The organism is Weissella muntiaci (genome assembly GCF_008107635.1).
In the GTDB taxonomy this organism is placed as follows: domain Bacteria; phylum Bacillota; class Bacilli; order Lactobacillales; family Lactobacillaceae; genus Weissella; species Weissella muntiaci.
In genome coordinates this window covers 40,050-57,126 of sequence record NZ_SDGZ01000026.1, presented here as the reverse complement: position 1 = coordinate 57,126, position 17,077 = coordinate 40,050, and the positions used below count along the sequence as shown (strand labels likewise).

General features: G+C 42.3%; 18 protein-coding genes. 1 reads left to right on the top strand and 17 read right to left on the bottom strand.

The features are described 5' to 3' along the window. Positions 1-11: 11 nt before the first annotated feature. From ESZ50_RS10675 to pta, 4 genes are all read right to left on the bottom strand, one after another. The gene (locus tag ESZ50_RS10675; RefSeq protein ID WP_148623819.1) at positions 12-545 is read right to left on the bottom strand and encodes a 3'-5' exonuclease; all 534 of its coding nucleotides are present in this window, start codon (positions 543-545) and stop codon (positions 12-14) included. Positions 546-554: 9 nt separating this feature from the next. Further along, a complete protein-coding gene (locus ESZ50_RS10670) occupies positions 555-1,070 on the bottom strand; it encodes a GNAT family N-acetyltransferase (RefSeq protein ID WP_148623817.1) in 516 nt (171 codons plus the stop codon). Further along, complete coding sequence (gene tsaE, locus ESZ50_RS10665; RefSeq protein ID WP_148623815.1) at positions 1,060-1,542, bottom strand: tRNA (adenosine(37)-N6)-threonylcarbamoyltransferase complex ATPase subunit type 1 TsaE; 483 nt, start codon at positions 1,540-1,542, stop codon at positions 1,060-1,062. The genes ESZ50_RS10670 and tsaE overlap by 11 nt, the downstream gene beginning before the upstream one ends. A gap of 137 nt (positions 1,543-1,679) precedes the next feature. After that, positions 1,680-2,654 (bottom strand): phosphate acetyltransferase, encoded by a 975-nt coding sequence (pta, locus tag ESZ50_RS10660; RefSeq protein WP_148623813.1) that lies wholly within the window; start codon positions 2,652-2,654, stop codon positions 1,680-1,682. Positions 2,655-2,882: 228 nt separating this feature from the next. Between pta and ESZ50_RS10655 the strand changes: the two genes are divergently transcribed. Continuing rightward, the gene (locus ESZ50_RS10655; protein WP_148623811.1) at positions 2,883-3,413 is read left to right on the top strand and encodes an LURP-one-related/scramblase family protein; all 531 of its coding nucleotides are present in this window, start codon (positions 2,883-2,885) and stop codon (positions 3,411-3,413) included. Positions 3,414-3,452: 39 nt separating this feature from the next. Here ESZ50_RS10655 and ESZ50_RS10650 read toward each other — a convergent pair whose 3' ends face one another. The 13 genes from ESZ50_RS10650 to galU form a co-directional block, all read right to left on the bottom strand. After that, positions 3,453-4,190, bottom strand: coding sequence for an amino acid ABC transporter ATP-binding protein (locus tag ESZ50_RS10650; RefSeq protein WP_148623809.1), 738 nt, complete (start codon positions 4,188-4,190; stop codon positions 3,453-3,455). Then, on the bottom strand, positions 4,190-5,644 hold the full coding sequence (locus ESZ50_RS10645) for an amino acid ABC transporter substrate-binding protein/permease (protein ID WP_148623807.1): 1,455 nt from the start codon (positions 5,642-5,644) through the stop codon (positions 4,190-4,192). The genes ESZ50_RS10650 and ESZ50_RS10645 overlap by 1 nt, the downstream gene beginning before the upstream one ends. Positions 5,645-5,869: 225 nt before the next feature. Further along, entirely contained in the window at positions 5,870-6,346 is a 477-nt protein-coding gene (gene smpB, locus ESZ50_RS10640) for an SsrA-binding protein SmpB (protein ID WP_148623805.1), read from the bottom strand. Between the two features lie 14 nt (positions 6,347-6,360). Further along, positions 6,361-8,718, bottom strand: a complete 2,358-nt coding sequence (gene rnr, locus ESZ50_RS10635) for a ribonuclease R (RefSeq protein ID WP_148623803.1) — start codon at positions 8,716-8,718, stop codon at positions 6,361-6,363. A 77-nt stretch (positions 8,719-8,795) separates the two neighbouring features. After that, entirely contained in the window at positions 8,796-9,032 is a 237-nt protein-coding gene (gene secG, locus ESZ50_RS10630) for a preprotein translocase subunit SecG (protein WP_148623801.1), read from the bottom strand. 148 nt (positions 9,033-9,180) lie between these two features. Next, on the bottom strand, positions 9,181-10,536 hold the full coding sequence (gene eno, locus ESZ50_RS10625) for a phosphopyruvate hydratase (RefSeq protein WP_148623799.1): 1,356 nt from the start codon (positions 10,534-10,536) through the stop codon (positions 9,181-9,183). A gap of 94 nt (positions 10,537-10,630) precedes the next feature. Continuing rightward, a complete protein-coding gene (tpiA, locus tag ESZ50_RS10620) occupies positions 10,631-11,407 on the bottom strand; it encodes a triose-phosphate isomerase (protein WP_148623797.1) in 777 nt (258 codons plus the stop codon). 221 nt (positions 11,408-11,628) lie between these two features. Next, complete coding sequence (ptsP, locus tag ESZ50_RS10615; protein WP_148623795.1) at positions 11,629-13,356, bottom strand: phosphoenolpyruvate--protein phosphotransferase; 1,728 nt, start codon at positions 13,354-13,356, stop codon at positions 11,629-11,631. 37 nt (positions 13,357-13,393) lie between these two features. Next, positions 13,394-13,660: a phosphocarrier protein HPr gene (locus tag ESZ50_RS10610; RefSeq protein WP_148623793.1), complete on the bottom strand. Its 267-nt coding sequence runs from the start codon at positions 13,658-13,660 to the stop codon at positions 13,394-13,396. Between the two features lie 154 nt (positions 13,661-13,814). Continuing rightward, positions 13,815-13,994 carry a hypothetical protein gene (locus ESZ50_RS10605; protein ID WP_148623791.1) on the bottom strand — a complete coding sequence of 60 codons (180 nt, stop codon included), beginning with the start codon at positions 13,992-13,994 and terminating at the stop codon, positions 13,815-13,817. Between the two features lie 71 nt (positions 13,995-14,065). Next, positions 14,066-15,037 carry a beta-ketoacyl-ACP synthase III gene (locus ESZ50_RS10600; protein ID WP_148623789.1) on the bottom strand — a complete coding sequence of 324 codons (972 nt, stop codon included), beginning with the start codon at positions 15,035-15,037 and terminating at the stop codon, positions 14,066-14,068. Positions 15,038-15,068: 31 nt separating this feature from the next. Beyond that, the gene (trxB, locus tag ESZ50_RS10595; RefSeq protein WP_148623788.1) at positions 15,069-16,010 is read right to left on the bottom strand and encodes a thioredoxin-disulfide reductase; all 942 of its coding nucleotides are present in this window, start codon (positions 16,008-16,010) and stop codon (positions 15,069-15,071) included. Between the two features lie 190 nt (positions 16,011-16,200). Further along, positions 16,201-17,076, bottom strand: a complete 876-nt coding sequence (gene galU / locus ESZ50_RS10590) for a UTP--glucose-1-phosphate uridylyltransferase GalU (protein ID WP_148623786.1) — start codon at positions 17,074-17,076, stop codon at positions 16,201-16,203. Between the last annotated feature and the right edge of the window lies 1 nt (position 17,077).

The window sequence follows — 17,077 nt, the reverse complement described above, 5'->3', positions numbered from 1 at the left end:
CTCGTGCTCCCCTAAATTGATTTAACAAAAGCTTTTAAGGGGTCTACCCCAAACTGCTCTGCTTGTGTTACTAAGATCTTCGCCGCAGCGACAGTATCATCAAGTGCATTGTGATGATGTTCCAAGTCAATTCCTAATGCATCTGCAACCGTATTTAAGCGATGATTTGGTAACTGCGGGTATAGTTTTTTAGATGTTCTCACCGTATCTAGCGATAGATAATGTGGTGTGGCAATCGCATAATGATTCAACGTTGCCTTTAAAACACCGTTATCAAAAGGCGCATTATGTGCAATTACTAATTGGTTTTCAGTATAAAACTGCTTAATCACCTGCCAAACATCCGGAAACTTTGGCGCAGCTGTCACATCAGCTGGATGAATCCCATGAATTGCAATGTTCCTTCGATCAAAGCGTGATTCAGGCTGAATTAGTGTATAAAATTCATCGACGAGTTGATTGTCACGTACAACCACCAAGGCCATCGAAACTGCACTATGGCGCTCGGCACTTGCTGTTTCAAAATCCATTGCTACAAAATTCATAATTATTTATCATCCTTTCACTAAGCGCTTAACCATGTCGAATGCTGCCACTGCAACATTATTTTGGTTCATTAATTGGCGTTCGGAATTGGGTAGCTTAACAAAACCCATTTTTTCATAAATATGAATTGCAACCTGATTGTGACTCTGCACAGTTAAAAATAACTTTTCAACCGAACTAAAATCGATTGCCCAGTCCATAAGTTCTGCTAAAAGAGCCTGGGCAATTCCAAATCCCTGCACTTCTTTTAAAACTGCCATCCCAATTTCAACAGTGCGTGGTTCTCCTGCAACCGCCGCCGCAGATAACAAACCATAAAGTTGATTTTCGTCATCGGCAGCCAGCAACAAAATATTATTTGTGGTGCTATTTAACAATTCAATATTGCCCGCTTGCTGTTCTGGTGTAATTCCCGCCAAGTCTTGCTCTACAGTAAACGTGTCAGACTCTTCGATTAATTTTTGCATCAATATCAAAAGTTCAGCTGCGTCTGTGTCCTCAGCTGGTCGAATATTAATTTCCATTAGTAGTTACCTGTAGTTGTTTTAATAACGCCGTCGAGCGCTCACCGCGTGCAGAGATCGTGATCATCCGTTGCAATCCAGTTGTATCATCTGCAACGCGCTCCAGAGAAACTTTCAATGCATCAAAAGGCAACTGCGCCTCAATATACTGTGACCATTCAACAAAGCTCACGCTGTCCGCATTAAAGTAATCCTCTAGTCCCAATTCATCGCCACCGCCCTCTTCACCAAGACGATAGACATCAAGATGATATAAGGGGAAGTTTGTAGTCTGGTATTCACGCACAAGTGTGAAGGTCGGACTCCTCAGTGGACGCTTGATTCCTAACGCACGCGCAAAGCCCTGCGTAAATGTTGTTTTACCAGCACCTAATTCACCGTCAAGGAGAATTGTATCGCCAGCCTGAACCAAATTGGCCAAATCTGCCGCAATTTTCTGTGTTTCTTCCAAATTATTTACTATCATTCTCATAGTCATTAGTATAACATTTTTGCCACGCCCTCGCAGTTCCATAAAGGATCGACTACTCTAGGCCCCAGAAATGTTCAACGACACAAATAATACCCCAAAAGCCGTTCGGCTCTTGGGGTATTGAGTTCAATTAAATGTTATAGGGCTTGCGCAGCCGTGATAATTGCCACCTTATAGACATCTTCTTCATTTGCACCACGTGAAAGATCAGAAATTGGCTTAGCCAATCCTTGCAAAACTGGACCAATTGCCTCAAAACCACCAAGACGTTGCGCAATTTTGTAGCCAATGTTTCCGGCTTGCAAATCAGGGAAAACAAAGACATTTGCATGACCCGCAACGGTTGATTCTGGAGCCTTTGCTGCGGCGACTGACTCAACAATTGCGGCGTCAAATTGTAATTCACCGTCAATTGCCAAATCCGGAGCTGCTTCATGCGCTAGCTTAGTTGCTTCCGCAACTTTATCAACTTGCGGTGCCTTTGCAGAACCCTTTGATGAGAAACTCAGCATTGCCACCTTTGGATCAAGTCCGAATACTTGTGCTGTTTGAGCTGATTGGATCGCAATCTCAGCCATTGTCTGTGCATCAATATCAATATTGATTGCGGCATCAGCAAAGATATAACGCTGATCGCCCTTTTGCATCACAAAAGCACCTGAGATTCTTGATGAGCCTGGCTTAGTCTTAATAATCTGCAAGGCAGGACGAACAGTATCGCCAGTTGGATGAGTTGCTCCAGAAACCATTCCATCAGCCTGACCCATATACACAAGCATCGTGCCAAAATAGTTTACGTCAGTCAACCACTTAGCAGCTGTATCGGCATCAGTTTTCCCATTACGCCGCTCAACCAAAGCATTAACCATCGTTTCAAACTGTTCCTTTGGATATTGAGCTGGATCGATCACTTCAACTGCTGCCAAGTCAAATCCATTGTTCGTTGCAACAGCCTTAATTTCTGCCTGATTTCCCAACAGGATTGGCTTAATTAGGCCATCGGCAGCCAGTCTAATTGCGGCACCTTGAACTCGTACATCTTCACCCTCAGGGAAAACCAGCGTCTTATCTTGACCCTTAATTTTTGCTGATAATTGCTCAAAAAGCTCCATCTGTCGAAACCTCCATCTGTTCCTCATAAGTTTAATTCGCCTTAATAATACGGCTATTCAATTTCAATTACAATCATTCAGTTACTTACTTTTTATAAAAATGTGAGTAAATTCACTTAATTATACATTGAAACACTACTATAAATCAACGATCTAATTACTATTACCCCTAAAAATGCTAAAATAGTAGAAAAACAAGCATTTAAATCTTTTTACGAGGTTTGGCCTATGCAACTATTTTATATAACTCAAATCGGTGCCCGACCTGGCTCCTCAATGATCGTTACTAACCAGCTTGGCGAGTTCGAATATCATATTGTCGGTCAAACAGGATTTTTAGGTGCTAAATTCCGCTTAATGGATCGGCAAGGACAAGAATACGTCTCCATTGTTCAGACCTCCCTCGGAATTTTCCCACGCTTTGAAATCCACGAAGCCAATAACCATTTTGGCTCTTTCGGGCTTTCCTTATATACAGATGCCATTATCTATATAACTGGTGCCAACTGGCTCACTTGGACTAATACCCGTTCGAGTGTCATTCAAATTCGTAACCTTCAACACCAACTTGCACTGGCCTATCCGGATCAGAATTATCGATCAGCAGTCAATATTACCGATGACCACCATACTCAAGCGTTGATTTTAACCGTCGCTTTTCTAATACGTTGGCGTAACGACCACAACACTAAGATTGCTAGCATTCGTTCTGCCTTAAACGCTGGCCGCTATGCCACCAAATTAAATATGTATAAATAAAAAGCAATCAACCAGCTTTTACTGATTGATTGCTTTTTATTATGCATGCAAAACTTTGTTCAAGAAATCTTGCAATCGTGGATCCTTGGGATGCGCGAACAATTCATTTGGCTCACCGGCCTCACGAATATACCCATCAGCAAAGAACACAACTCGGTCGGCAACTTGACGAGCAAAGCCCATTTCATGAGTTACCACAATCATGGTCATCCCCTCATTTGAAAGCTGCTTCATAACATCCAAAACATCACCAACCATTTCTGGATCTAACGCTGATGTTGGTTCGTCGAAAAGCATAATTTTCGGGTTCATCTGTAGCGCGCGAGCAATTGCTACACGTTGCTTCTGACCACCAGACAACGTTGCTGGTCTAGCATCTGCTTTATCGCGTAATCCAACTCGATCCAATAGCTTATAAGCATTTTCTTTTGCGGTTGCCTTGTCGGCCTTACCGAGTTCAACTGGGGCCAACATCATATTTTCCAAAACCGTCAAATGTGGAAAAAGATTAAAATGTTGAAAGACCATTCCAATATTCTCGCGGGTCTTATTGATGTTAGTTTTGGTATCACTTAGATCCCAACCTGCGATTACAATTTGCCCCTCATCGATTGTCTCAAGTTGATTAAGAGTCCGTAAGAAGGTTGACTTTCCTGATCCAGATGGACCAATCATTACAACCAACTCACCTTCCTCAACATGTAGGTCAATTCCTTTTAGAACTTCGTTTTGACCAAAACTCTTGTGAACATTATTTACTTCAACAATTGCAGTCATTACTTAATCCTCTTTTCTACAAAATTTGAAACCCAAGTCAAAAGGGTAATTACAATTAAGTACATACCGGCAATCATCAACCAAACCTTAAACCCTTGTAGATTTCGTGCAATGATCAACGTACCCGTCTGTGTCAATTCGACCAGCCCAATTACCGACAAAATCGAAGTATCCTTCAAAGTAATAATAAACTGATTAATGAAAGATGGCACGGTCAATTTAATTCCTTGTGGCATAATAACCTTCCGCATCGCACGTCCGTAAGGCATTCCCAATGAACGCGCTGCCTCCATCTGTCCAGCATCAACCGATAGGAATCCGCCCTTAACGAAGGAACCAATATACGCTCCTTCATTTAAGATCAACGTAATTACACCAGCTGTAAATGCTGGAATCTTAACACCAGTCAAGTTTGGCAATCCAATATAAATGAAGAACGCTAGTACCAACATTGGCATTCCACGGAAAACATAGATCAAGGTCGTTGAAATCGCTCTTAGGAAACGGAATGGTGAAACTCCCAAAATCGCCAAAATCATTCCATAGACTGATGCCAAAACAATTCCTACAACCGTCAATTGGATGGTTGCCCATAATCCACTTAGCAATGCATCCTTGTTTTGCTTCAAGATTGCCCAATATGAATTATTATCAGCACTGCTTGCGGCATTTTTCTTATAATTGTACGCATTTTTACCTAGGTAGCTCTGCACAATTTTATCATACGTTCCGTCTGCTACAAGACTTGCATAACCTTTATTAAATTTACTTAGCAACTCTGCATTAGATCCCTTTTTAACAGCGAAACCATAACTACCACCGTTTGCGGGATCAGTGATAATTCGCATTTTCGTCCCTTGAGCAATTGCGTAAGCCATGACTGGCTGATCCTCAAAGGCCGCTACCTCATTACCAACCATGACGTCAGCGTACATGGTATTTGAATCATTAAATGATACAATCTGCAAGTTATACTTCGATGCTAGCGATTGAGCATAGTCCGCACCGGCAGTTCCTGTTTTAACAGCAACTTTCTGGCCCTTTAAATCATCCAAAGAATTGATTTTCTTATTCTTATCACTTGTCGCAATTACGATTCCTGACTTGTAATAAGGGTCTGAGAAATCAAATGATTGGCGTCGTTCGTCAGTGATTGACATTCCAGCAATGATTGCATCCGCTTGTCCAGCCTGCACTGACTGAACCCCTGAATTAAAGCTCATTGGCTTCAATGTATAGGTGAAATTCTCACGCTTAGATATCGCCTTCAACAGATCCATATCAATCCCTTTGAATTCACCACTTTCAGTTTGAAACTCAAAAGGCGGATAAGTTGTGTCGGTCGTAATTGTATAATGCGGACGATTGGCCGCCTCTGCCGACTGACTGCCACCCACTCCAACTGTAATAATCGTCGCGATTGCGATCACAAACCCAAAAAGCCACTTACGCATAACGCTCCTCCTCAAAATATTTAATAAGTTATACGTTCACTGAACACTCTATGTTTTTTATAATAACGCACGGGCCATTTCAATAAAAAAACAATGTCAGGTTTTCTGACATTGTTTGAAGTTGTAAAATAAGCGATTCTATTAATATTGTCTAATTGGCACTTGTAGATGCCTTGCAAAACGCATTCCATAAAATTAGATTATTATTCTAAGGCCATAATCTAGTCAACGATTATTATTTTTAACAACCCGACGTAAATCACGTTCCTGATCACGGCGCTTGATTGTTTCACGCTTATCATAAGTATGCTTTCCACTTCCAATACCAATCAGAATTTTGGCAAAGCCTCGCTTTAGATAAACCTTCAATGGCACAATTGTTTTTCCTTGTTGTGCAGAAAGTTCCGCTAATTTTTTAATCTCAGTTTTATGAAGTAATAAGCGACGCGAGCGTAATGGATCGTGATTGAATTGGTTTCCTTGTGCAAAAGGACTAATATGCACATTATCAAGCCAAGCCTGACCATTGCGGACTTGCACGAAGCCATCCGCGATGTTGATTTGACTAGCCCTGACCGACTTAATCTCGGTTCCCGTTAACTCCATACCAGCTTCAAAAGTCTCCGCAATCGCATAATTATAGCGCGCTTTATTATTCGTCGCCAGATAGTTTTGATCTTGCTTCTTCTTTTTCTTCGCCATATTTGCCCTCCGTTTTAACGGTGACGCCCTTTGCGATTAGCATCGGCACGTGGATCGCTCGGCTTACGATCTTGCCAAGTTCCCATGTTCTTACCACCATTGTGGACCTTATCCGACTTTGCACCATCTTTGTCATTTCGACGACGCTCATTCCGATTGCGCCCGCCAAAGTTACCACGGCGACGCTCCTCAGGTACTTTAATATCAGTAATCGGTGCTGCTTCTGGATCAACCAATACAAAATCAAGTGATGATTGTTCTTTATCAACTCGAATCAGTCGAACTCGAACCTTCTGACCAATCTGATAGATATGATGTGAACGTCGACCGATCAATGCCAAATGTCCCTCATCAAAATAATAGTTATCATCAGTCAAATTTGAATTGTGAATCAAACCTTCAACTGTATTCTCAAGCGAGACGAACATCCCGAACTTCAAGACACCATTAACAACTGCATCAAATTCATCACCAACTCGGTCCATCATGAATTCGGCCTTCTTCATTGCATCAGTATCTCGCTCAGTGTCAATTGCGCGTCGCTCTCGTGTAGAAGTGTCAGCACCAATCTCAGCCAACTTATCACGATATTTGGCTTGAGCTGCCTCGTCCAAACCAGCTTGTTCGTACCATTTGATCAAACGGTGTACCGTCAAATCCGGATAACGTCGAATTGGCGAAGTAAAGTGAGTGTAGTACTCAGCTCCAATTCCAAAGTGTCCCAACGGTTGATCAGAATACTTAGCCTGCTTCATCGTTCGGAGCATCATCGTTGAAACCATTTGTTCCTCGGGATGACCTACAAAATGATTATGAATAGCTTGCAAGTCGCTTGACTGAATCTTATTCGGATCGGCATGCACTGGTGCCCCTAAGGCCTTCACAAACTCAAAGAACTTAGTTACACGATCCAAATCTGGTGATTCATGAATTCGATATAAGAATGGAACTTTAGCATGATCAAAGTGCATGGCAACCGCTTCATTAGCCGCCAACATAAATGACTCAATAATTCGCTCGGATAGCCCACGCTCACGCAACTGAATGTCGGTCGGCTTACCTTGCTCATCGACGATGATCTTTGCTTCTGGCGCGTCAAATTCGATTGCTCCACGCTTAGTTCGTTGATTAGCCAATGCTTCATGCAACACAGCCATGTCTTCAAACATTGGTACAAGATCACGGTACTCTTCGCGCGCCTCTTCTTCACCGGCCAAAATTGCATTGACGGCCTTATAAGTCATCCGAGCATGTGACCGCATCACTGAAGTGTGCAAACGATGATTAACCAACACACCCGCTGGCGTGAACTCCAGTTCGGCTGACATCGCCAAGCGATCAACTCCTGGATTTAGTGAAGCAATTCCGTTTGAAATATTTCTAGGCAACATTGGAATTACGCGATCTGTAAGGTAAACTGACGTACCGCGTGTGTAAGCTTCACGATCCAACGGTGTTCCCTCGACAACATAATGTGACACATCTGCAATATGGACTCCCAAATGGAAATTACCATTTGGCAAGCGCCATACAACAACAGCATCATCCAAATCCTTCGACTCAATCGAATCAATTGTTACCAATGGCTGTTCCGTAATATCCTCACGGCCTACACGTTCGGCATCCTGTACTTCTGCCGGAATCTTTTCGGCTTGCTCTAAGACATCTGCTGGAAAGACATGCGGTACATCATGTTGATAAACAATTTGAAGAATATCAACCCCTGGCTCATCTTTATAACCGATTGTTTCTGTAACAACTCCTGTAAAACGCTTAGGGGCAGCTGGGCTTGGATAATCAGCAACTGACACCACAACGATTTCACCATCGGTCGGCTTCAAACCACCATCCTTAATCAACAACTGAAAGGATGCCAATTTCTTGTCAGTCAGACGAACCTCACCAATGTAGCCGGTATATTCAGAACCCAGTTTAAACTCACCCACCAATTGAGTGAAGTTCCGAGTGATTACTTCAAGCACCCGGCCTTCAGGACCCCGACTATTAGTGCTATCACCCTTTGTCAATAACTTTACCCGTACTTCATCCCCTTGTTGGGCGAGCATTGTGTTATCTGGGTTAATGAAGACATCTTCTTCATTTTCATCATAATGCACGAAACCAAAGCCTTTATCGTTAGACTTAAAGATTCCAATAATCCCTTCGCTATCCGCGTTGTATTGAAAATCACCGGCAGGAGTAACCCATACCTTTCGTGCACGTTCGAGTGCAGCTAACGCCTGAACAACCTTTGTGAACGCTTGACTGTCATCTAATCGAAGACCTTCCGTCAATGTTTGCGCTGAGAAAGCTTGTGTGGAGTTAGCCTTTAGAAAACCAAATAATTGGTCTTGTAATACATTTACTTCCATTAGTACTTCCATTTCTTTTTTCTAAAAAGCCCCCTCGTACACTGGGTCACGAGAGGGCACTATAAATGATCAATTTATTAATGTGAACCGACGTAAACTAAGGCTAGACCTAAGATAAACCATACGGCTCCCAAGATTGCAGTAATCCGTTGCATAACTGCTTCAAATCCACGAGACTTTTGTGTGGCGAATAGATCCCCACCACCACCTGACAATGCAGACAGCGCATCTTGTTGTTTTGAAGGTTGCATCAAAACGGCAATAATAATCAAGACACCGACAACGATCATCGCTGTTAACAAAATATTATACATGGGGCTCCTCCTTTCCTCTTACACAAGTACTATAACATTTTAGCATAGTCAATTAGGCATTTCAAATTTTCATCATGCTACTGAGCATTTCTTGGCAAAATAAAAAACAGCTGATTTTAAGATTAAAATCAGCTATTTTTATTGTTAATTAAGCCTTAAAGTCAACGATTGACTCGCGTGCAGCCTTATCGATGTTATAAAAGCTGTCAATACCCTTGTATTCGGCAACCTTGTCAGTCAACAAGTCTTCGATCCGCATCAATTGGTTGTACTTAGCGATACGGTCAGTACGTGACATTGAACCCGTCTTAATTTGACCAGCGTTAGTAGCAACAACCAAGTCAGCAATTGTTGTGTCTTCGGTCTCACCTGAACGGTGTGAAACGATGGCAGTGTAACCAGCTTCCTTAGCCATTTCGATAGCTTCCATAGTCTCAGTCAAAGTACCAATTTGGTTAACCTTGATCAAGATTGCATTAGCAGCCTTCTTCTCAATACCCTTCTTCAAGAAAGTCGTATTTGTAACGAAGAAGTCGTCACCAACAAGTTGAACCTTCTTACCCAACTTCTCAGTCAACTTAGCCCAAGCATCCCATTGTCCTTCGTCATCCAAATCAGCAGCTTCTGCCAAAGGATCTTCGATTGAAACAACTGGGTACTTCTCAACCAAACCTGAAAGGTACTCGATGAACTCGTCAGTCGTGTACTCTTGCTTGTCAGGCTCACCGGCCAAAGTATAGATACCAGTCTCAGCATTGTAGAATTCTGATGAAGCAACGTCAAAGGCGATTGCAATATCCTTACCAGCCTTGTAACCAGCAGCATCAATAGCCTTCAACAAGTATTCGAATGGCTCTGAGTTTGAAGCAAAGTTAGGTGCGAATCCACCTTCATCACCAACAGCAGTTGAGTGACCTGATTCCTTCAATAGCTTTTGCAAAGCATGGAAGGTTTCTGATCCCATACGAATTGCTTCAGCAACTGTCTTGGCACCAACTGGCATGATCATGAACTCTTGGAAATCAACAGAGTTATCTGCGTGCGCACCACCATTGATAACGTTCATCATTGGAGTAGGCAATACCTTTGAGTTGAATCCACCAAGGTAGTTATACAAAGGTGTTCCAAGCTCATCAGCAGCTGCGCGAGCAGCAGCGATTGAAACACCAAGGATAGCGTTGGCACCCAACTTACCCTTATTTGGTGTTCCGTCCAAATCGATCATTGTACGATCCAACAAAACTTGGTCCGTAACATCCATTCCGATCAACTTGTCCTTGATAATCTTGTTTACGTTATCAACAGCCTTCAAAGTTCCTTTACCTAGGAAACGGCTCTTGTCACCATCACGTAGCTCTACGGCTTCATTAACACCAGTAGAGGCACCTGAAGGAACAATTCCGCGACCGAAGCCACCTAGTTCAGTGTAAACTTCAACTTCAACCGTTGGGTTACCACGTGAGTCTAATACCTCGCGTGCATAAATATCAGTAATTGCAGACATTTTGTCTTCTCCTTACGTGACTATAAATTTTGGGTACTTCCCTTTGAAGAATTATAACATATTTCATTTGTTTGCGAAGCACTGCACTTGTATTTTATTCATCAATCCGCTTTGCTTGTTCGGCAAGCTGAACTAATTCAACGAAAGTTGCCGCATCCAAAGCAGCGTCCCCTACCAGAACTCCATCGACATCTGGCTGACTTAATAATGCAAATGCGTTATTTGGCCGAACAGATCCACCATACAAAATTCTAATTTGGGCGGCAACTTCAGCTCCGTACATGTCAGCTAACGTTGCTCGCATAATATGCAAACTTTTTTGAACATTCTCAGCATTCATCGCTTGTCCAGAACCAATTGCTTGCGTTGGTTCATAGGCCAGCATCAATTGGGCGGCCGTCGTTTCGTCAATCCCCTTTAACGACTCAATTAATTGATTTACAACCCAGTGCATATGGTCATCAGACGAAACTAGCTGGATATTCTCATCGATCGCAATGATTGGTGCCAATCCATTCCGTAATGTTGCTAGGACCTTCAAATTAACCATTTCGTCCGTTTCACGGAAATAATTTCGCCGTTCAGAATGTCCAATAATAACATAACTGACACCTAAATTAGCTAAAGCTGCGGGACTGGTTTCACCAGTGTATGCTCCCCGGTCTTCCCAATAGACGTTTTCAGCACCAATTTTAATCGATGTTCCCTCAGCAGCAGTCACCATTGATGTCAATAATACATCTTGGCCCGCTAACACCGTATCTACATTCGGAAATTTATCCAATTGACCCGCAACATCCTTAATGTATGATGTAACTTCACCGGGTAATTTATTCATCTTCCAATTCGCAATTACAATCGGTCGTCGCATTATCAACCTGCCTCCCACTTTTAAATAAGCGTAAGTATTCTTTATCATTATCCGAACAAGATTCTGCTCTAACATTAGTATAAATTATTCCAGTCGGTAACCACAAGCTCCCACACTTTAATTCTTTCTAGGTAGTGTGCTATCAGTTGGTATGACTAATAAAAAACACTCTCCAAAAAATTGGACAGTGTTTTTACAGTTAAATTTAATTCCAAGTCAAATTACTTATTAAGAACTGTCTGCTCAACCAATGCTTTAACTTCATCATTAGTTTCCGCGTCCAATGCTTGATCAGCTAATGTGGCCATTTCAGTCGTATTCAATTTCTTCATCAACGAACGAGCTTGTAGCATCGACGTTGCAGACATTGAAAACTCGTCCAAGCCCATACCAACTAGAATTGGTAAGGCAATTGGATCGCCAGCCATTTCACCACACATCGCTGCAAACTTGCCATACTTATGAGCCGAATCAATCACGTTCTTAATTAACCGTAGAATCGATGGATTGTATGGTTGATATAGATAAGAGATTTTATCGTTACCACGGTCGGCAGCCATTGAATAACCAATCAAATCATTTGTTCCGATCGAGAAGAAGTCAACTTCCTGAGCAAACTTATCAGCCAGAACCGCTGCGGCAGGCACTTCAATCATAATTCCCAACTTGATGCCATCTGCAATTGCAGTCCCTTGCGCTTGTAGCTTAGCCTTTTCTTCATAGAAGATATCACGAGCAGCTCGGAATTCAGGTAATGTTGCCACCATTGGGAACATAATCCATAGGTCACCATAAACGGATGCCCTCAATAAGGCTCGTAATTGTGTCCTAAAGATATCATCACGATCCAAAGAAATTCGAATAGCTCGATAGCCTAGGAACGGATTCTCTTCCTTGGGTAATGGTAGATATGGCAAATACTTGTCACCACCAATATCCATTGTCCGAACCGTTACCGTCTTACCATCCATACCTTCAAGCACCGCTTTATAAGCATTAAATTGCTCTTCCTCGGTTGGCAATTCTTTCGAGTCCATATAAAGGAATTCAGTTCGATATAAACCAATCCCCTCACCGCCATTATCGGTCACACCATCTAAATCCTTAGGTGTTCCAATGTTAGCGCCAATTACAAACTCTTTACCATCGGCTGTAACAGACTTTTCGTCCTTCAACTTAGCCCATTCGACCTTCTGTTCCAAATAACGATCACCCTTTGCACGGTAGGTCTTAATTTGTTCATCTGAAGGTTCAATGATTGCAAGTCCGTCAAGACCGTCCAAGATCATTGCCTGTCCGTCCGCAATCTGTTCAGTTGCAACTTCGGAACCAACAATTGCCGGAATCTCTAAAGTACGTGCCATAATTGCGGCATGCGCCGTCCGACCACCAATGTTAGTAATAAATCCCTTAACAAAGCGCCGATCCAACTGGGCCGTGTCAGAAGGAGTCATATCGTTAGCGACGATAATCACTTCTTCATTGATCAAAGCTGGATTAGGTAGCTGCTTGCCCAATAAATGTGACATAATCCGCTTGGTTACGTCACGAATATCAGCGGCACGCTCTGCCATGTAAGGATTGTCATCAGCCATTCCTTCAAACATACCGATATACATGTCAGTAGTTGCCTTAAGTGCAACTTCCGCGTTAACTTGTTCAGAAGCAATCTGACCTTCGATTCCCCCTAATAATTCAGGATCCTCTAAAACCATGATATGTGCTGTGAAAACTTCCGCTTCTGCTTCACCCATACTTGCAGTTGCTTTATCTCTGATCTGCTCTAAATCTTTCTTAGATGCATCAAAGGCCGCACGTAGGCGGCCTTTTTCTGCTTCAACGTCCCCAATTGTACGTTGCTCAAAAGACAAATCAGGATCAACGAGCTTATATGCTTTCGCAATCGCAACGCCGTTTGACGCTGCAATTCCTTTAATTTCATTTGCCATCGTTTATTTCCTCAATAGTAAATTGTCTTTTGGTAAATTAGTCAGTCAAACCTTCGGCAGACATAGTGTTAGCAATTGCCTCAAGGGCAGCTGCTTCATCATCACCTTCTGCAGAAATCTTAACATCGGCCCCTTGACCAACACCAAGTGACATAACACCCATGATTGACTTTAGGTTTACATCCTTACCTTGGTATGACAAAGTTACGTTTGATGAGAACTTTGAAGCTGCTTGTACCAACAAAGTTGCTGGACGAGCGTGGATACCTGTTTCTGCTACAATGTTAAATTCGCGTGATTCCATGATAAAAATCTCCTTTAGATCTGTTTTTATTTGTAATTGAAGGTCAAATTTTAATATTAACCAATAATTTGACTATGAGACAATTTTAACAGGTTTGCAAGCCATTCGCAAGCGCTTTCATCTGTCTTTCACAAGCAAATCATCTAAAAATTAATTAACTTTCCGTTTGACGAACATAAGTGACAACTCCGTCAAGGTCAGCAATGCCCCGAATCGTATTCTGATAAGGGTAATCACGCCAAACATCATAAAATTCACGATAGGTGTCCGTCGTCACTTGAAATTCATCAATCTCCTCAGCATGTAATTGCTCCAAAAGCGCTTTAAAATCCATGTTCAACCCTCCAATAACAAAGTATCATTCTAGCACGATTCTAATCAAAAAACCTATTTTTCGCTGACATCTTAAAATTCTAGCAAGGTTGATCCGTAGGTAAACCCAGCCCCAAAACCTGTCAATAAAATTCGTTTTCCAGTCAACGAATGTGCTTCGCGATATTCATCGAGCCCAATCGCAATTCCAGCTGAAGAAGTATTTCCATATTTAATAACATTTTGGGCAAACTTAGACATCGGTTGATCTAAGGCAGTAGCAATCGCTTCAATAAGCCGCAAATTCGCTTGATGCGGAATAAAGTAATCAATATCTGTCGGTTTCAAGCCGCGCTGTGCTAAAAAGTTCTCGATGTGTGTCGGAATCAATGTTGTAACCTCATCAAAAACTTCACGTCCCTCTTGATGAAAGGCCTCAATTGATGGATAGCTATCAGCCCGCAATTCCTTGAGTGGTGCAATTTTCCCAGAGCGAACCACATGGTCATTGCCAATTGTATGCATTTCTTCGGCGACTAACTCTCCTTGACCAGCTGCAGTTAAAACATAAGCAGCCGCTCCATCCCCAAAAAAGACCGCCGATGTCCGATCCGTAAAATCCATCATCTTTGAATTAACTTCCGCCGCAATCACTAGGGCATTTTGATAGGCTCCCGACTTCAAAAATTTGTCAGCAGTGCTCAAAGCGAAGACAAAACCCGCACAAGCTGTCGAAATATCATACGCCCATGCCCCTTCAGCGGCCAAATTACGCTGAACTAACGCAGCTGTTGAGGGCGCTAAGCCATCCGGCGTAAAGGTCGCAACAATAATCAAATCCAAATCTTCGGGTGCTAAATCAGTCTTTTGCAAGGCTAATTCCGCCGCTTTCGTTGCAATGTCGGAAGTATTTTCACCTCGTAACGAAATATGCCGTGTTTTAATGCCTGTATGCTTTTGAATCCATTCATCATTGGTATCCATGATTGCTGATAAATCAGCATTTGTAATAACATCGTTTGGAACATAATGGGCGGATGCGAGTATTTTACTGCCTCGTGTCATGCAAACTCCTTTTTACAGAAAATTATCTAAATTAGTTTTGTAATTGGGCGCTTTTTACTTCTTCATTATGAGCAAAGGCATTCTGCCCGGCGATTGCACCATCACCGACTGCAGTTGTGATTTGCCGTAATGCCTTATCACGAATATCTCCAATCGCGAATAAACCAGGTCTATTCGTCCGCATTCCATCATCCGTGATAACCCAGCCAGCTTGATCAGTTACTCCCAAATCTGTAAACGGCTCAGAAACAGGTAACACACCAACATAAATAAAGACTCCGGCTGCTGGTATAAACTTCTTTTCATTTGTTACCATGTCAACTACATTGACTCCGGCAACCTTGTTGTCTGCATCTACAATTTCTTCCACAACCGTATTCCAAACGAAATCAATCTTCTCATTTGCAAAGGCCCGGTCTTGTAGAATTTTCTGAGCTCTTAAAGTATCACGCCGATGAATCACTGTCACATGATCTACAATTCCTGCTAGATAGGTTGCTTCTTCAATCGCTGAGTCACCGCCGCCTACTACTACGACTTCTTGACCGCGGAAGAACCCACCATCACAAACCGCACAGTAAGAGACACCGCGTCCCAACAAAGCCTTCTCACCTGGCACTCCAAGTTCTTTATAAGCTGCCCCTGTCGCAACAATGACTGAGTTACTTTCATATTCATCCATGTCAGTTACAACATGCCATGTCCCGTTTTCAAGTGCCTCAACATGTGTCACCGTTCCAAAAGCATATTCTGCCCCAAACTTAGTTGCGGATGCATACATTTTTTCAGACAAATCTGGCCCAAGTACCAAGTCAAAACCAGGATAATTCTCGATTTCTGCCGTGTTATTCATTTGACCACCGTAGATTCCACGGTCAATCATTAATACAGACATGTTTGCCCGTGAAGTATAAGTTGCCGCCGTCATCCCACCAGGTCCTGCGCCAATAATAATTGTATCGTAGTGTTTCATAAATGGTCACCTCCACGTAACTGCTAACAATTTGTTAGTTATAATATAGTTATTCTACTCGGAAAAGTCTTTTTTTACCAGTACCGGAATTTTCACCGTCCGAACGTTGCAGTCGCCATAATAATCAAAATTACTATCAAAAAACGGATGCCAGTAAAACTACTGCCATCCGTTTTAAAGATTAACCGTTTTAATCCAACTTATCTGCTAAATCTTTCAAATAAGCCTTCAATTGATCCTTGGTCTGCGGGTGTTGCAAACCAAATTCAATATTTGTAGTCAAGAAACCGATTTTTGAGCCAATGTCAAAACGACGTCCTTTGAAGTTATGCGCATAAACATGTTGGCGCTTGTTCAAAGTGTCGATTGCATCCGTAAGTTGAATCTCATTACCCTTACCAGGTTCTGTATTTTCCAACTCTTCAAAGATTTCTGGTGTTAGCAAGTATCGTCCGATAATTGCCAAGTTAGAAGGCGCATCCTCTGGCTTGGGCTTCTCAACGAATGAGTTTACTTGATACAAACCATCTTCAAGTTCCATTTCAGGTGCAATAACGCCATATTCGGAAACTTGTTCGTGCGGAACTTCCATGACTGCCAAAGTTGACTCACCAGTCTTCTCATAACGCTCAATCAACTGCTTAGTCAACGGAACATCATCAGTCATCAAATCATCACCAAGCATTACCACGAATGGCTCGTCACCAATAAATGACTTTGCAGTCAAGACGGCATCACCCAACCCACGTGGATGTGATTGTCGGATAAAGTACAAATTAATGTCAGTTGTCTCTTCAACAATCTTCAACAATTCGTCCTTTCCCTTGTCGCGCAAGTTATTCTCCAACTCAGGATTTGAATCGAAGTGATCCTCGATTGAGCGCTTCGACTTACCATCAACAATCACAATGTCTTCAATTCCTGAAGCAAGTGCTTCTTCTATGATAAATTGAATCGTTGGCTTATCAACAATTGGCAACATCTCTTTTGCCAAAGCCTTTGTTGCTGGTAGAAAACGCGTTCCCAATCCTGCGGCTGGAATAATGGCTTTACGTACTGGTTTCATG

Coding starts and splice junctions, on each gene's coding strand:
- pta (WP_148623813.1), bottom strand. CDS start 2,654: ATGGAGCTTTTTGAGCAATTATCAGCAAAAATTAAGGGTCAAGATAAG.
- ESZ50_RS10650 (WP_148623809.1), bottom strand. CDS start 4,190: ATGACTGCAATTGTTGAAGTAAATAATGTTCACAAGAGTTTTGGTCAA.
- smpB (WP_148623805.1), bottom strand. CDS start 6,346: ATGGCGAAGAAAAAGAAGAAGCAAGATCAAAACTATCTGGCGACGAAT.
- ESZ50_RS10600 (WP_148623789.1), bottom strand. CDS start 15,037: ATGACACGAGGCAGTAAAATACTCGCATCCGCCCATTATGTTCCAAAC.
- trxB (WP_148623788.1), bottom strand. CDS start 16,010: ATGAAACACTACGATACAATTATTATTGGCGCAGGACCTGGTGGGATG.
- ESZ50_RS10645 (WP_148623807.1), bottom strand. CDS start 5,644: ATGCGTAAGTGGCTTTTTGGGTTTGTGATCGCAATCGCGACGATTATT.
- tpiA (WP_148623797.1), bottom strand. CDS start 11,407: ATGCGACGACCGATTGTAATTGCGAATTGGAAGATGAATAAATTACCC.
- ESZ50_RS10655 (WP_148623811.1), top strand. CDS start 2,883: ATGCAACTATTTTATATAACTCAAATCGGTGCCCGACCTGGCTCCTCA.
- ESZ50_RS10605 (WP_148623791.1), bottom strand. CDS start 13,994: ATGGATTTTAAAGCGCTTTTGGAGCAATTACATGCTGAGGAGATTGAT.
- galU (WP_148623786.1), bottom strand. CDS start 17,076: ATGAAACCAGTACGTAAAGCCATTATTCCAGCCGCAGGATTGGGAACG.
- tsaE (WP_148623815.1), bottom strand. CDS start 1,542: ATGAGAATGATAGTAAATAATTTGGAAGAAACACAGAAAATTGCGGCA.
- secG (WP_148623801.1), bottom strand. CDS start 9,032: ATGTATAATATTTTGTTAACAGCGATGATCGTTGTCGGTGTCTTGATT.
- ESZ50_RS10610 (WP_148623793.1), bottom strand. CDS start 13,660: ATGGAATCACGCGAATTTAACATTGTAGCAGAAACAGGTATCCACGCT.
- ptsP (WP_148623795.1), bottom strand. CDS start 13,356: ATGGCAAATGAAATTAAAGGAATTGCAGCGTCAAACGGCGTTGCGATT.
- eno (WP_148623799.1), bottom strand. CDS start 10,536: ATGTCTGCAATTACTGATATTTATGCACGCGAGGTATTAGACTCACGT.
- rnr (WP_148623803.1), bottom strand. CDS start 8,718: ATGGAAGTAAATGTATTACAAGACCAATTATTTGGTTTTCTAAAGGCT.
- ESZ50_RS10675 (WP_148623819.1), bottom strand. CDS start 545: ATGAATTTTGTAGCAATGGATTTTGAAACAGCAAGTGCCGAGCGCCAT.
- ESZ50_RS10670 (WP_148623817.1), bottom strand. CDS start 1,070: ATGGAAATTAATATTCGACCAGCTGAGGACACAGACGCAGCTGAACTT.